The sequence below is a fragment of the Pseudoduganella sp. RAF53_2 genome (assembly GCF_052113985.1).
In the GTDB taxonomy this organism is placed as follows: domain Bacteria; phylum Pseudomonadota; class Gammaproteobacteria; order Burkholderiales; family Burkholderiaceae_D; genus Rugamonas.
Genome location: NZ_JBFRDW010000064.1, coordinates 1 through 14,481 on the forward strand (window position 1 = coordinate 1; position 14,481 = coordinate 14,481).

Sequence of the window (14,481 nt, forward strand, 5' to 3'; positions counted from 1 at the left end):
GGCCCACGACGATAAACAGGTACATGGCCCGCAGCAGATACAGGCGCAACAGCGAAACTTCGTTCATTTGCAGCTCCTCTTCAAAGTGCGGGCTTAGCCGCGATGGTCTATTCGACTTGTCTCAGCAATTTTTCTACCGCAGCGAGACGCGCCGCGGTTTCCGAAGCCGAGGCGCGCAGGGCGGTCAGCGTGGACAGCGTTTCCGCCTGCTGTGCTGCCGCCTGCGCAGCCAGCTGGCGATACGCTTCATTCGCTTTTGCCGTCTGGGCCGCCGCGTAATACTTCATGCCAAAGATGATCAGCAGCGTGACGAACGGCAGGCAGATCGAAAACAGATAGATCGGTGCGGACATGATTTCCTCTACTCTTCCTCGTTACTCAGGCTTGCAGCTGCTTCGGCGATGGCCGCAGGATTCAGCTCCAGCCCAAAGGGACTGACCTCGAAGTAGTTCAGCGCCTTGCCGTCCTGCGACAGCTCCAGCTGGCTGGTCACCAGGCCGGCGTCTTCCAGCTTCTGCAGATGCAGGTGCAGCAGCGGCCGGCCGATGCCCAGTTCGCGGGCGAGCTGGCTCACATAATTACGGCCGCCGTTGGCGAGGGCCGCAATGATGCGCAGGCGGTGCGGATTAGCGAGGGCTGCCAATTGCGCCAGCAGCAAGTCGCCTCCACTTCGGTTTGTTTTTTCTATCACGTGTCAACAATAACTGACACGTGAAAGGATTGCAAGCGGTATGGGCGAAAAAAAACCCCGCCGAGGCGGGGTCTTCTTTTTGGCAGACGCCAGAAGATTACTTCTTGTCTTCTTCAGCGGCAGCAGCAGCTTCAGCGGCAACGGCACCAGCCGGTACGGAAGCGGTAGCAACGGTAGCGTCGGAACCGTGGGTCACGATGGTCACGCCCTTCGGCAGCTTGATTTCCGAAGCGTGGATCGACTGGCCTACGTCCATCTTGGACAGGTCAACCACCAGGAACTCTGGCAGGTCAGCTGGCAGGCAGGAGATTTCGATCTCGTTGGCCACGTGGCTGATGGTTGCGGAGTGCAGTTTCACGGCTGGGGACACTTCAGCGTTTTCGAAGTGCAGAGCTACTTTCACGTGCAGTGGCTTGTTGGCGTCGATACGCTGGAAGTCAGCGTGCAGAACCAGTTGTTTGTAAGCGTGCATCTGGAAGTCGCGCAGCAGCACTTTCTGTACTTTGCCGTCGATTTCCATGTCCAGGATGGACGAGTGGAAGGCTTCTTTTTTCAGCGCGTGGAACAGTGCGTTGTGGTCCAGGGCGATGGTCACCGGTGCTTCGGTGCCGCCGTAGATGATGCCAGGGGTCTGGCCGGAATTACGCAGGCGGCGGCTCGCACCCGTACCTTGCAGATCACGTTTGAATGCAACAACTTTCATGGAATACTCCAAAAAATAAAAGACAAGGCTCGCGCCTTGCCGGTAAATAGAAGCGCCCCGCGACCAGGACGCTTCAGCGAAAACGGCCATGGTTTCCCACAGCCGGCAAATCTTAGTCTACGAAGAGCGAAATAACCGAATCGCCCTTGATGATGCGCTTGAAGGTCTCGGCCAGCAGCGGAGCGCTGGTCAGTTGACGGATCTTGCCGCATGCCTTGGCTGCTTCGGACAGCGGGATGGTGTCGGTCACCACCAGCTCGTCCAGCGAAGAGCCGGTAATACGTTCAATCGCAGGACCGGACAGCACAGCGTGCGTGCAGTAAGCGGTCACTTTCAGGGCGCCGCGCTCTTTCAGCACTTCCGCTGCCTTGACCAGGGTACCGGCGGTATCCACCATATCGTCCATGATCACGCAGTTGCGGCCTTCGACGTCACCGATGATGTTCATCACTTCGGACACGTTGGCTTTTGGACGGCGCTTGTCGATGATCGCCAGGTCGCAGTTCAGGCGCTTGGCCAGTGCACGGGCACGCACCACGCCGCCGACGTCCGGAGACACCACCAGCAGGTTTTCGTTGTCCTTCTTCTRCAGGTCGCCCAGCAGAATTGGCGAAGCGTAAATATTGTCAACCGGGATATTGAAGAAACCCTGGATCTGGTCAGCGTGCAGATCCATGATGATCACACGTTCAACACCGGCGCTTTCCAGCATGTTCGCTACCACTTTCGCGGAGATCGCGACGCGGGCGGAACGTGGACGGCGGTCCTGGCGGGCATAGCCGAAATAAGGAATTGCAGCGGTGATACGGCCAGCGGACGCACGTTTCAGGGCATCAACCATCAGGATCAGTTCCATCAGGCTGTCATTGGTCGGCGCACAGGTCGATTGCAGCACGAACACGTCTTTACCGCGGACGTTTTCGTTGATTTCGACCATCACTTCGCCGTCCGAGAACTTCGATACGACTGCTTTGCCGAGAGGAATGCCGAGATTCYTTGCGACCCCTTCTGCCAAGGCAGGATTAGCGTTGCCGGTAAAAACCATCAGGTTTTCGAAAGCCATTGGGAGTCCCGAGAGATGTAGAGTTTTGAAATCTTGAAGGTGCTCCGCGCTTGTCGCGGGAGTCTTGTTTTTAACCCTGGCTGGAGACTAATGCCTCGACAGATCCAGGGAAAACGGTGGCAGGGGAACAAGGATTCGAACCTTGGTATGCCGGAATCAAAATCCGGTGCCTTAACCAGCTTGGCGATTCCCCTACTTTTAACTGACTGCTTTCCGTCAGTAGGCCGACATTATAAGACCTAATTCACGAAAAGCCAAATCTTTTTACGCATCACAACTTTTCGATGATCGGGTGCCGTTTCAGCGCTTTAGCCTTCCAGCCAGCCCAGGCGGCAGGCACTCTTGCGAGCACTGCATCGGCCTGTTCTTCGCTGCGGACTGCGCAGAACACACATGCACCGGAGCCAGTCATCCTGGCATCACCGTAAGCATCCAGCCATTCTACCGCGTCTGATACTTGCGGGAACAACCGGGTGGCTACCTGTTGCAAATCGTTCTTTCCAAACTGTCGCAGATCTTTACGATTTGCGTGGTAGCTGGAAAAGTCCGACATATTAACGACTGGAGTATTTCTTGTCAAATGCTCAGACGTGAAAATCGTCAGCGTCGGCACCTGCACACCGGGCTCGATCACCACATACCAGCACTCCGGCGCATCGACCGGACGCAGCGCTTCGCCCACGCCTTCGGCCCACGCCGTCTCGCCAAAGATAAAGAACGGAACGTCGGCGCCCAGCGGCAGCGCGAGGTCCATCAATTCCTGCTTGCTCAACCCCACCTTCCACAGCTTGTTAAGCGCCATGAAGGTGGTGGCGGCATCGGACGATCCACCACCAACGCCGCCGCCCATCGGCAGCACTTTGTGCAGAGTGATATTCACGCCCTGCGGCTGTGCGCCAGTGCGCTTCTGCACTTCGCCCGCCAGCATGCGCGCGGCGCGGATGACGAGATCGCTGTCTTCCGGCACGCCGGGCACCTCGTTCACGCGGCGGATTTCGTGGTCCGCGCGCAGCTCGAAATCGAGCGTGTCGCTACGGTCGATGATCTGGAAAACCGTTTGCAGCAGGTGATAACCGTCGGCGCGGCGGCCAGTCACGTGCAGGAACAGGTTCAGTTTGGCCGGGGCCGGGCAATTCTTCAGGCTATTCATTCTTGTTTATTCTGCATCGATCACGATGCGCAGGGATACTTCTTCAATCTGGCCGCTGGCGGAACGCTCGGCGTCGATGCGCTTGGGCTTGGGTGGATTGCTGCCGTCCTGCCAGCTGACAAAGCTCAGGCGCCAGCCATCTTTGGTGGTCACATCCGTATTGCCCGGGCTGGCGTTAAATCGCTTGCCGTCCGCCGCAGTGGCATAGCCTTGCATCCACTCGCGCAGGCCCGCCACGGGCAACGACCAGCCGAGGATGCGCGCGGTCAGCGTATCGATGTCGGGAGCGCTGCGCGGCGGCTTGCCGCTTTCCGTCAACACGGCCTGCTCCGGCGTTACTTCGATTGTGGCAATCGTCGAGCCGATCGGCATCGACAAGGCCACGTTCGTGCACTGGGGCGTCTGGCTCCAGCTGTAATTGACCGTCATTGATTTGGGCTCGCTGTTCTGCGTGTACTTCACGGCCAGGCGGCCGTGCAGATCCACAGCGTCACCCGACGCAGCGCTGCAGACAGGAGCCTTGGTGGTCGTGGCGCAACCGCCAAGCAGGAAAGCCGCCGCCGCTGCGGCTACATAAACACGCGCGCCCATCAGATACTGGCGTTCAGGCGCGCCAGCGTCGTGCGCAGCGCATCGTTATTCGGGTCTTTGGCACGGGCTTCGCGCCACAGCTTCTGGGCGCCGCTCTTGTCGCCCTGCGCCCACAGCACTTCGCCGAGGTGCACGGCAATCTCCGGATCGTTGCGCAGCGTGTAGGCGTCGCGCAGCATTTTCTCGGCTTCCTTTAACTGGCCCATGCGGAACTTGACCCAGCCCATGCTGTCCATGATGAAGGGATCGCCGGGCGACATCTTCAGCGCCTTATCGATCAGCTCATAGGCTTCATCGAGGCGGATGCCGCGATCGGCGAAGGAGTAGCCTAGCGCATTGTAGGCGTGGTGATTGTCCGGCACGGACTCGATCACCTTGCGCAGCGCGGTTTCCATTGAATCAAGCTTGCCCATTTTCTCGGCCGCCAGCGCGTAGTCATACATCAGGTCCGGGCTGTTCGGGAAACGCAGCACGCCGTCTTCCAGCGTGGCATAGGCTTCCTTGGCGCGGCCTGCGTCGCGCAGCAGCTGGCCCTTGGTTTGCAGCACCTGCACTTCTTCCGCTTCGTCGGCGGGCGTGATTTCCGCCAGCTGCTTCAGGGCGCCATCAATATCGCCTTTGCGCGACGTCAGGTGGGCGCGTTTCAGGCGCACCGCCAGCGTGAGGCGTGGATCATCGGTATCGACTTTATCCAGCCAGGCAATCGCGCCGTCGAAATCATTGCGTTCCTCGTCGATCTGCGACAGGATCATCAGGGCCTTGGACGGATCGCGGTCCGGGTCCGGGCTCTTTTCCAGCGCATCGACAAAGCGCTTGAAATAGCCTTCGGCAGCTACCGTGTTATTGCCCTGCATAGACATGATGCCCAGCGCATACAGCGTTGCAGGATTATCCGGCTGCGCCTTCAGCAGAATCTGGAACTGCTCGGTGGCCTTGTCGTACTGCTTCTGTTCGACCAGCAGGCGGGCGTAGGCCGAACGCACCTCGCGCGCATCGGGGTATTTCTTGAGGAAGCCGGTGAACAGCGTTGCGGCGCCGTCGAGATCCTGCAGCACCTGCGCCATGGTCAGCGCGGCCAGCTCGGAATCGGGCTTGATGGTCAGCGAGCGCCTGGCTTCGGCAATGGCCTGTTCGTTCTCGCCTGCGGCCAAGGCGCCCTGARCCAGCACGAGGTGCGATTCCAGCATTGCGTCATAAGGCTTCAGCACGCGCTGCATCAGCGCGTAGGCCGCGGCTTTGTCTTTGGCGCGCAGCAGGAATTGCTGCATCTGGAACATGGCCAGGCCGCGTGTGGACGGCTGTGCCGCCTGCAGTCGCTGGGCGAAGACTTGCTCCGCTTCGCTCAGGTCATCACCCAGCACAGAGAAGCCGAGGAAGTATTGCGCTGCTTCGTCCGAATCTGGCGCCAGTTCGCGCCACAGACGGATCGCCGCCAGCGCCTCGTTGCCCTGCTTGGCCGACAGCGCCATTTCTGCGGAACGTTTGGCCAGGCGCGGATCACGCGTCTGCTGCGCCAGCACCATCATGGTGAGGTAGGCGCTTTGCCATTGGCCGCGTTTGAAATCCAGTTCTGCCTTGGTGAGCTTGTAAAACAGCTCGCTGGTCAGCTCCACGGATGGCAGGTCGCCGTCCGGTTTGACGGCGGCTGCGATGGCATCGGAACCGGGCGCATTGACGGCGGCTTCAGGCGCCGGAGCGGGTTCTGGTGCGGGCGCAGCCTCTTTCTGCGGGGCGACCGCGCAAGCGGACAACAGGGCCGAGAGCGTTACAATGGCGAATGCGTTTTTCAATGGATGATCCTGCGAAGTCGGACTCAGGACTTGATTCTACGCCAACCCACAACTTGCGTTGCTTTGCAGGTGTAAGCAATTCCCAAACATGCCTGAATTACCAGAAGTTGAAGTCACCCGGCGCGGGGTCGCGCCACATATCGAAGGCCGTACCGTGCGCAACGTCGTTCTGCGCCGCGATGGCTTGCGCTGGCCGTTTCCGGACGACCTGCCGGCCAATCTAACGGGCCGCGCCGTCATCGCCACCGGGCGCCGCGGCAAATACTTGCTGATACATTTCGAACATGGCACTTTGATTATTCATCTTGGCATGTCCGGCCACTTGCGCGTTCTGCCGCCCGGCATCCCCGCTGAAAAGCATGATCATTTCGACATGGTCGTGGAAGGCGCCGACGGCACGCAGGTGCTGCGCATGACCGACCCGCGCCGTTTCGGCGCCGTGCTGTGGCATCCGCGTGAGGAAGGCGAACTGGACGAGCACGTGCTGCTGCGTGGCTTGGGCGTAGAGCCGCTGAGCGAAGATTTCACCGGGAAATTGCTGTGGGAGCAGACCCGCACCCGCAGCGCCGCCATCAAGCAAGTGTTGATTGCAGGCGACATCGTGGTTGGGGTCGGGAATATCTATTGTTCTGAAAGCCTTTTCCGCGCCGGGATCAACCCGAAAACCGCGGCAAACCGCATCAGTGCAGCACGTTACGACCGTCTCGCACAGGCCATCCGCGAGGTATTGGCTGAGGCAATTGTGCAAGGAGGCAGCACTTTGCGCGACTTTATCAGCGTAAATGGGCAATCAGGCTATTTCCAGCAGACATATTTCGTCTATGATCGTGCTGGTGTGCCCTGCCGCATCTGCGGTGCCCCCGTGCGCCAGATCAAACAGGGCCAGCGTTCAACCTTCTATTGCGTAAACTGTCAAAAATAACAACGGGGTAAAGTCTGATGATGGTCAGGGACCTGGAGCAATACAGCGCGTGGCGTCAGAATGTGTACGCCGCCGTTCAGAATTACCGCAACTGGGTGGTAGGGGCCGAACTGGCCGATGCCGCCGCCGAACAGCGCCTGGCGCGCACACTGGCCAAGCTGGCCGACGACAAGCTGTCCGTGGCTTTTGTCGCTGAGTTCTCGCGCGGTAAATCCGAACTGATCAACTCCATCTTCTTCGCCGATTACGGCCAGCGCATCCTGCCTTCCGCGGCGGGCCGCACCACCATGTGCCCGACGGAGCTGATGTACGACCCGGCTTACCCCGCCTGCATCCGCCTATTACCGATTGAGACGCGCGCAGAAAACCTCTCCACCAGCGACTACCGCGACCAGCCTTCCGCCTGGACCGTGCTGCCGCTGAATCTCGACAAAGCGGACGAGATGCATGAAGTGTTCAAACAGGTCAGCCTGACCCGCCACGTGAGCGTGGAAGAGGCCAAGCGCTACGGCCTGTATGACGAGAACGATCCCGACATGCCGGTCACGCTGGACGAAGACGGCCTGGTTGAAATTTCGCTGTGGCGCCACGCCATCATCAACTTCCCGCATCCCCTGCTGAAGCAAGGCCTGGTGATTCTGGATACGCCGGGCCTGAACGCGATCGGTACCGAACCCGAACTGACGCTGAACCTGATTCCGCATGCCCACGCCGTGCTGTTCATCCTGGCTGCCGATACCGGCGTGACCAAGAGCGATATCGAAGTCTGGCGCACCCACATCGGCGGCGGCGCGGGACGCATGGTAGTGCTGAACAAGATCGACTCGATGTGGGATGCATTGCGCAGCGACGGCGAAGTCGAAGCAGAAATCGCGCGCCAGCAGGAACATGCAGCGCATATGCTGGGGCTCGCACCGCGCCAGGTGTTCCCTGTCTCCGCGCAGAAGGCCTTGCTGGGCAAGATCACCGGCGACAAGGCGCTGCTGGAGAAGAGCCGCATGGAGCAGCTGGAAGGTGCGTTGTTCAACGAGCTGATTCCGGCCAAGAAGGACATCATCCGCAAGCGTCTGTCCGACGAAATGCAGGCGCTCAGCACCTCGCAGCACGCGATGCTGTCGACCCGCTCGCGCGGCATCGTCGAGCAGCTGCTGGAACTGAAAGGCCTGCGCGGCAAGAACCAGAATGTGATCGCGCACATGATGAAGCGCGTCGACGCAGAGAAGAAGGAATTCGACGAGAGCCTGTTCAAGCTGCAGGCGACGCGCGCCGTGTTCACGCGCCTGTCCACCGAGCTGTATTCCAGCCTGGGCATGGACGTATTGCGCGACCACGTGCATGCGGTACGCGATGCGATGTCCAACAGCCGCTTCTCCACCGGCCTGCGCGATGCGGTGCGCGTGTACTTCGACGCCATTCGCACCGACCTCGACGCGTCCGAACAGAAGATCGGCGAGATCCGCGAAATGATGGAAGGGATGTACCGCAAGTTCTCCGGCGAGCATGGCCTGCAGCTGACCATGCCGATGCCCTTTTCGCTCGCCAAGTACCGCGATGAGATCCTGGAAGCGGAAGACATCTATCACAAGAACTTCGGCACCGCTGCTCTGCTGACGACCACGCGCGTGGTCGTCATGGAGCGCTTCTTCGACTCCGTGGCCTCGTCGGTCAAGCGCTGCTTCAAAGCCGCCAATGCCGATGTGGATGCCTGGCTGAAGGTCATCATGGCGCCGCTGGAAGCCCAGATCAAGCAGCACAAGGACCAATTGAAACACCGCCAGGCCTCGATCCAGCGCATACACGATGCCACCGACACACTGGAGCAGAAGATCGAAGCCTTTGAAACCGCACAGGCCGAGCTGGATGCGCTGAAATCGTGCCTGGCCGAACTGGCTGGCGCGGTGAGCATCGCCATCAATTCCGAACTGGTCGAGCTCCAGGCAGCAGCATAGCCGCGTAGGGCGGATCATCGATCCGCCGAAGCATTGAGGAACATCTTGCAGTACCACGACCCGAGCTTTTCCGCGGACCTGATCCGCTGGCAGAAACAACATGGCCGCCACGCACTTCCGTGGCAGAACACGCGCGACGCCTACAAAATCTGGCTGTCCGAAATTATGCTGCAGCAGACGCAGGTGAGTGCGGTGCTGGGCTACTTCGCGCGCTTCCTGGAGCGCTTCCCCACGCTGCAGGACCTCGCTGCGGCGCCTGTTGAAGACGTGATGGCGCAATGGTCTGGCCTGGGCTACTACACGCGCGCCCGCAACCTGCACAAATGTGCCCAGCGCGTCGTGGCAGAGCATGACGGTGTATTCCCATCCGATCCTGCTTTGCTTGCGGAGCTGCCCGGCATTGGACGCTCCACAGCTGCCGCCATTGCCGCATTCTCTTCCGGCCGCCGCGCCGCCATCATGGACGGCAATGTGAAGCGCGTTTTCGCACGCGTGTTTGGCATTAACACGTACCCCGGTGAACGCAAGACGGAAGAAGCCATGTGGGCGCGCGCAGAAGCGCTGCTGCCGGAAGCAGGCATCGAGTCCTACACGCAAGGCCTGATGGATATGGGCGCCACGCTGTGCACGCGTAGCAGCCCTGAATGCACACGTTGTCCGATGCAGCCGCGCTGCGTGGCTTTCGCGACCGATCGCGTGAAGGATCTGCCGGTACGCAAGCCGAAGAAGGCCACGCCAGAGAAGCACGCCACCATGCTGCTGATCGTGGACCGCGATGAAGTGCTGCTGGAACAGCGACCTGCCAGCGGCATCTGGGGCGGCTTGCTGTCCTTGCCAGAGCTGGATGGCCACAACGCGGCCAATGATGACGACGATGTCCTACCCGAGCCTGACGCCGCAGCCGTTGCAGCAGCTGCATCACCCTTCGGCGCAGTCGAGTCGCAGGAACGCCTGAAAACTGTGACGCATGTGTTCACCCACTACAAACTGCACATCGCCCCGCTGCTGATCACGCTCGCGCAGCGTACCGCGCTGGCCGGCGAGCCCCGCTACACCTGRCTTCCCGCAGCATCGGTAGCCGACGCAGCCTTGCCCGCCCCCATCAAGAAACTGCTGCTCGAACTGCTCGGCAACCGCACCGACGCGCAAGCCAGAATGTTCTAAAGCTCCTCGAGCGAATACAGGCGGCGGTGTTCGGCGATCGCGTAGCGGTCGGTCATGCCGGCGATGTAGTCGGCGACGCGGCGCGCTTGCGCACTGGGACCTTCGTCGCAGCGGTAGTCCGGCGGCAGCAGGGCGCTGTCGGCGGTGAAGGCTTCGTACAGCTCGCGCACGATGCGGCTGGCCTTCAGGCGCATGCGGTTGACCTTGTAGTGGCGGTAGAGGTTCTCGTACAGGAAACGCTTGAGTTCTGTGGCGTCCTTGCGCATCTGGTCGGAGAAGCGGATCAGCGGCGGCGCATTGCGCACCTCGTCCATGCTTTGCGGGCCGTGTTCCGCGATGCGCTCGGTTGAAGTGACTATCAGGTCGTCGGCCAGCGAAGTAATCAGGCGGCGCAGCGTTTCGTAAATGGCGCGGCGGCCGGACAGGCCCGGGTGCGCCTGCTGCACTTCACGCCACAGGCGCGCGAAGAAATCTACCTGCTCCAGCTGCTGGATTGAGATCAGGCCGGAGCGCAGGCCGTCGTCGATATCGTGGCTATTGTAGGCGATTTCATCGGCGAGGTTGGTCAGCTGCGCCTCCAGCGAGGGCTGGGTGCGGTCGATGAAGCGCTGCGCCACTTCGCCCAGCAGCTTGGCATTCTTCAGCGAGCAGTGCTTGAGGATGCCTTCGCGCGTTTCGAACATCAGATTCAGGCCATCGAAGGCGCCGTATTGCTCTTCCAGATGATCGACCACGCGCAGGCTTTGCAGATTGTGCTCAAAGCCGCCGTGCTCCTTCATGCATTCATTCAGCACGTCCTGCCCCACGTGGCCGAAAGGCGTGTGGCCAAGGTCGTGCGCCAGCGCGATCGCTTCCACCAGGTCTTCGTTCAGGTGCAGATTGCGCGCCAGAGAGCGGCCGATCTGCGCCACTTCCAGGCTGTGCGTCAGGCGCGTGCGGAACAGGTCACCCTCGTGATTCAGGAAGACCTGGGTCTTGTATTCGAGGCGGCGGAAGGCCGTGGAGTGAATGATGCGGTCGCGGTCACGCTGGAACTGCGAGCGCGAGGCGTGCGGCGTTTCTTCGTAATGGCGGCCGCGCCCCTTGTCCGAATGCGCGGCGTAAGGGGCAAGCGTCTCTTCCATGTCTTATTTCGTGCAGGCTGCCAGCGTTTGCAGCAGCAGGTCCTGCGGTGCGTTGGTGATGTGGGCTTTACCCAAAGGATTGAGCAGGATGAACTTGATCGCCCCGCCCTCGTTCTTTTTGTCGACTTCCATCAGCTCCAGCCAGCGCGCGGTGCCAAGGTCCGGCGCTTTCACCGGCAGGCCGGCCGCGTCGACCAGCTTGCGGATGCGTTCCACGGTCGCGGCATCGATATAGCCCATGCGCTGCGACAGATCGGCCGCCATCACCATGCCGCAGCCCACGGCCTCGCCGTGCAGCCAGTCGCCATAGCCCAGGCCCGCTTCGATCGCGTGGCCGAAGGTGTGGCCGAAATTCAGGATGGCGCGCAGGCCGCCTTCGCGTTCGTCCTGGCGCACCACGTCGGCCTTGATCTCGCAGGAACGCGCAATCGCATAGCCCAGGGCGCCCTTGTCGCGCGCCATCAGCTTGCTGATGTTCGCTTCGATCCATTCGAAGAAGGCGGTATCGATAATGCAGCCATGCTTGATCACTTCGGCCAGGCCGGCGGACAACTCGCGGTCCGGCAGCGTGTCCAGCGTGGAGGTATCGGCCACCACCACCTTCGGCTGGTAGAAGGCGCCGATCATGTTCTTGCCCAGCGGGTGATTGATGCCCGTCTTGCCGCCTACCGAGGAATCGACCTGGGACAGCAAGGTGGTCGGCACCTGGATGAAGTCCACGCCGCGCATATACGATGCCGCGGCAAAGCCGGTCATGTCGCCGATCACGCCGCCACCGAGGGCGATCATGGTGGTCTTGCGGTCGCATTTATTGGCCAGCAGCGCGTCGAAGATCTGCATCAGGCTGGACCAGTTCTTGAATTCTTCGCCGTCTTCCAGCACCACGGAAATGACTTCCTTGCCGGCCGCCGCCAGCGGGGCGCGCACGCGCTCAAGGTAAAGCCTTGCCACGGTGGTGTTGGTGACGATGGCGACTTTTTTGCCGCCTGCGTGGCGGGCAAACAGTTCCGGCTCGTCCAGCAGGGACGGGCCAATATTGATCGGGTAACTGCGTTCGCCGAGATCGACGTTCAGCAGCATACGGGTTTCTTCAGTCATCGAGGGTTCCGCCTGGGTGGAGCAGTTCGGCGTGGCCGCGCAGGCCATCGCATCCAGCTGGTTCAAAATCGAGTGCACCATGGATTGTACGTTAGGTCGGCCGGTGTCGATCACCAGGTGCGCCAATTCCATGTATAGCGGCTCGCGCTGGGCCAGCAGCTCTTCCAGTTTTTTGCGGGGATCGGCCGTCTGGAGCAGAGGCCTGTTCTTGTCGTGCGCCGTGCGGGCCAGGATGCTGTTGATGGTGGCGCGCAGGTAGACTACGGTGCCGCGCTCCCGGAGGAGAGCGCGGCTGTTTTCGTTCAGGATGGCGCCGCCGCCGGTGGCCAGCACAATGCCTTGCTGGCTGGTCAGGTCGCGGATCACGTCTGCTTCCCGCCGGCGGAAGGCTTGTTCGCCTTCGATTTCGAAGATCCAGGGGATCGAAGCACCAGTGCGCGCTTCGATCTCGTGATCAGAGTCGACGAAGCGCAGCCCCAGTTTGCGGGCAAGCAGACGACCGATTGTCGTCTTGCCCGCCCCCATCAGCCCTACCAAGAAAACATTTTGCATCCATACATGATAGCTTATTAATTTGCTGTCGTGCAGTCTGCGGCAGTGCCGGTGTTGACCTGGCCGTATGGGCTGCTGGCGCCTGGCGGCGAAATCTTGATGTCGCTGTAATCGGAAGCGGCACCAACCAGATGCGGAACATAAGCCTTGTAAATCGCCTCCGAACCGGAGACGCTGCCGCGGATGGTCAGATCCACACCAGTCCACAGTGCGCGGTCACGCGGATAGGTCAGAGTCACCGTGGCCTTGCCGCTGGCATCGGTCGTACCGGAGGACGTCACTGTAACAGGGATGCCCGGGTCCAGGACGCCGTTACCGTTGGTATCTTCACCTGCATTCAGAATGCCGTCGCCGTTGGTGTCTTCATTCGGGCAGGCGAATGGCACTGGCTTGCTGCCATTTACGCCAATCGGCATGCCCCACGAGGCGCCGGTGAAGAACTCCAGTTGCCCCTTGTAGTAGTAGCGTGGCAGCACGGAAGCAGTCACGTTCACGCCTGACACGGCATTGCCGTTAGCATCGGTCACCACCACGGCATAATCCTTGGTGTAGGTCGTCGGGTCGTTGACACCGACGGCGATGCCGGTACCGGCCGAGATAAACAGCGCCTTCTTGGACACGGTCAGGGAAACAGTGCTGGAAGCACTTGAAGCACCTTGCAACTGAGCGCGGATGACCACACCGTTCAATGCGGTGGAGGAAGTGCCAGCAATAAAGCTAACGCTGGCCGAACCGTCGCTGCCAGTTGGCACTACGGCCGGCTGGCTCAGGCTACCGCCGCTCGGGTCGCTGACGATGCTGAAGGTCACCAGGGCGCCTTTGACCAGATTGTTGGCGGACGTGCCATCGCGCACGATGGCGCGGATGGTGGCCTGCTGGCTGGTGCTACCAGCCGAGTTGGCGCCGATAGTGCCTGGATCGGCCTGAACGCTAATGGAGGAGGAAGCGGTCAGCGGGGCCACGAATTCCATCGTCCCTTGGGTAATGCCGCCACTGCTCAGGTTAGCCGTCAGCGTTGCTACACCTGGGCTGGTTGCCTGCACGTACACTTGCGCATCGCCGCCGCCACTCAGGGTCTTCGCAACGGTCAGTTGGGTCAGGCAGGAAGCATCCGTGTACACGGTACCGCGCGAGCTGCTCACCATTACCTGTGGCAGTGGCGAGCTGACATTATCAGTGTGCACATTGACCAGGATGCAGCTGTTGATATTTGCCGTGGTCTGGGTTGGCTTTACGGTGAAGTTGGCCGCGCTGATGGCGACAACAGCAGACGCGCTTTCGCCCATGGAGCTCACAGTAATAGTGTCCTGGGTACTGGTAGATCCGCTGGCGACAGCATAGGTCAGCACCAGCTGGCCAGCCGAATTGGTAACGGCCGCGCCACCACCTTTGACGGACAGCGAATTGCTTGCGCTGAAGGTAACGGTCTTGCCGACCAGTGGATTACCAGCCGAATCGACCAGCTTGACAGTAACGTCGGTCGCGCTGCCGGTATTGACGGTGCTATTGGCATTGACCTGCAGCTTGGTGCCGGAAACCAAAACGTTGGCAGTCACTGGAGGCAGGCCGGAGATGGACGCGGTAACCTTGATAGTACGGCTGGTCGCGTCGCCGCCGGTCGACAGCTTTTCAGTCACGCGGCCGGTAGCATCGGTGACACGGCTACCATTGGTCAGGCTGCCGG

13 protein-coding genes and 1 tRNA gene are annotated in these 14,481 nt (G+C 60.7%); 3 read left to right on the forward strand and 11 right to left on the reverse strand.

Annotation, left to right across the window (positions count from 1 at the left end):
- Positions 1 to 107: 107 nt before the first annotated feature.
- The 8 genes from AB4Z11_RS06185 to AB4Z11_RS06220 all read right to left on the reverse strand — a co-directional run bounded on the left by AB4Z11_RS06185 (position 108) and on the right by AB4Z11_RS06220 (position 5,988).
- A complete protein-coding gene (locus AB4Z11_RS06185; protein ID WP_442023479.1) occupies positions 108 to 353 on the reverse strand; it encodes a hypothetical protein in 246 nt (81 codons plus the stop codon).
- Positions 354 to 361: 8 nt separating this feature from the next.
- Complete coding sequence (locus AB4Z11_RS06190) at positions 362 to 643, reverse strand: ArsR/SmtB family transcription factor (RefSeq protein ID WP_442023481.1); 282 nt, start codon at positions 641 to 643, stop codon at positions 362 to 364.
- 145 nt (positions 644 to 788) lie between these two features.
- The gene (locus tag AB4Z11_RS06195; protein ID WP_442023483.1) at positions 789 to 1,394 is read right to left on the reverse strand and encodes a 50S ribosomal protein L25/general stress protein Ctc; all 606 of its coding nucleotides are present in this window, start codon (positions 1,392 to 1,394) and stop codon (positions 789 to 791) included.
- Between the two features lie 112 nt (positions 1,395 to 1,506).
- On the reverse strand, positions 1,507 to 2,457 hold the full coding sequence (locus AB4Z11_RS06200) for a ribose-phosphate pyrophosphokinase (protein WP_442023484.1): 951 nt from the start codon (positions 2,455 to 2,457) through the stop codon (positions 1,507 to 1,509).
- 117 nt (positions 2,458 to 2,574) lie between these two features.
- Positions 2,575 to 2,651: transfer RNA gene (locus AB4Z11_RS06205), tRNA-Gln, on the reverse strand.
- Positions 2,652 to 2,728: 77 nt separating this feature from the next.
- Entirely contained in the window at positions 2,729 to 3,607 is an 879-nt protein-coding gene (gene ispE, locus AB4Z11_RS06210; RefSeq protein ID WP_442023486.1) for a 4-(cytidine 5'-diphospho)-2-C-methyl-D-erythritol kinase, read from the reverse strand.
- A 6-nt stretch (positions 3,608 to 3,613) separates the two neighbouring features.
- Positions 3,614 to 4,198: a lipoprotein insertase outer membrane protein LolB gene (locus tag AB4Z11_RS06215; RefSeq protein WP_442023488.1), complete on the reverse strand. Its 585-nt coding sequence runs from the start codon at positions 4,196 to 4,198 to the stop codon at positions 3,614 to 3,616.
- A complete protein-coding gene (locus AB4Z11_RS06220) occupies positions 4,198 to 5,988 on the reverse strand; it encodes a tetratricopeptide repeat protein (protein WP_442023490.1) in 1,791 nt (596 codons plus the stop codon). Before AB4Z11_RS06220 ends, AB4Z11_RS06215 begins: the two co-directional genes overlap by 1 nt.
- Positions 5,989 to 6,076: 88 nt before the next feature.
- Here AB4Z11_RS06220 and mutM point away from each other — a divergent pair, with 88 nt between their 5' ends.
- From mutM to mutY, 3 genes are read left to right on the forward strand one after another with little or no spacing between them, the layout of a single operon-like run.
- On the forward strand, positions 6,077 to 6,910 hold the full coding sequence (gene mutM, locus AB4Z11_RS06225; protein WP_442023492.1) for a bifunctional DNA-formamidopyrimidine glycosylase/DNA-(apurinic or apyrimidinic site) lyase: 834 nt from the start codon (positions 6,077 to 6,079) through the stop codon (positions 6,908 to 6,910).
- A gap of 20 nt (positions 6,911 to 6,930) precedes the next feature.
- The gene (locus AB4Z11_RS06230; RefSeq protein ID WP_442023500.1) at positions 6,931 to 8,859 is read left to right on the forward strand and encodes a dynamin family protein; all 1,929 of its coding nucleotides are present in this window, start codon (positions 6,931 to 6,933) and stop codon (positions 8,857 to 8,859) included.
- A 45-nt stretch (positions 8,860 to 8,904) separates the two neighbouring features.
- Complete coding sequence (gene mutY / locus AB4Z11_RS06235; RefSeq protein WP_442023494.1) at positions 8,905 to 10,023, forward strand: A/G-specific adenine glycosylase; 1,119 nt, start codon at positions 8,905 to 8,907, stop codon at positions 10,021 to 10,023.
- On the opposite strand, the gene AB4Z11_RS06240 is transcribed toward mutY, so the two are convergent.
- From AB4Z11_RS06240 to AB4Z11_RS06250, 3 genes are all read right to left on the reverse strand, one after another.
- Positions 10,020 to 11,147 carry a deoxyguanosinetriphosphate triphosphohydrolase gene (locus AB4Z11_RS06240; protein ID WP_442023496.1) on the reverse strand — a complete coding sequence of 376 codons (1,128 nt, stop codon included), beginning with the start codon at positions 11,145 to 11,147 and terminating at the stop codon, positions 10,020 to 10,022. The genes mutY and AB4Z11_RS06240 overlap by 4 nt on opposite strands.
- Before the next feature lie 3 nt (positions 11,148 to 11,150).
- The gene (aroKB, locus tag AB4Z11_RS06245) at positions 11,151 to 12,770 is read right to left on the reverse strand and encodes a bifunctional shikimate kinase/3-dehydroquinate synthase AroKB (RefSeq protein WP_442023501.1); all 1,620 of its coding nucleotides are present in this window, start codon (positions 12,768 to 12,770) and stop codon (positions 11,151 to 11,153) included.
- Between the two features lie 44 nt (positions 12,771 to 12,814).
- On the reverse strand, positions 12,815 to 14,481 hold a 1,667-nt coding region (locus tag AB4Z11_RS06250; protein WP_442023498.1), incomplete at its 5' end, for an Ig-like group 1 domain-containing protein.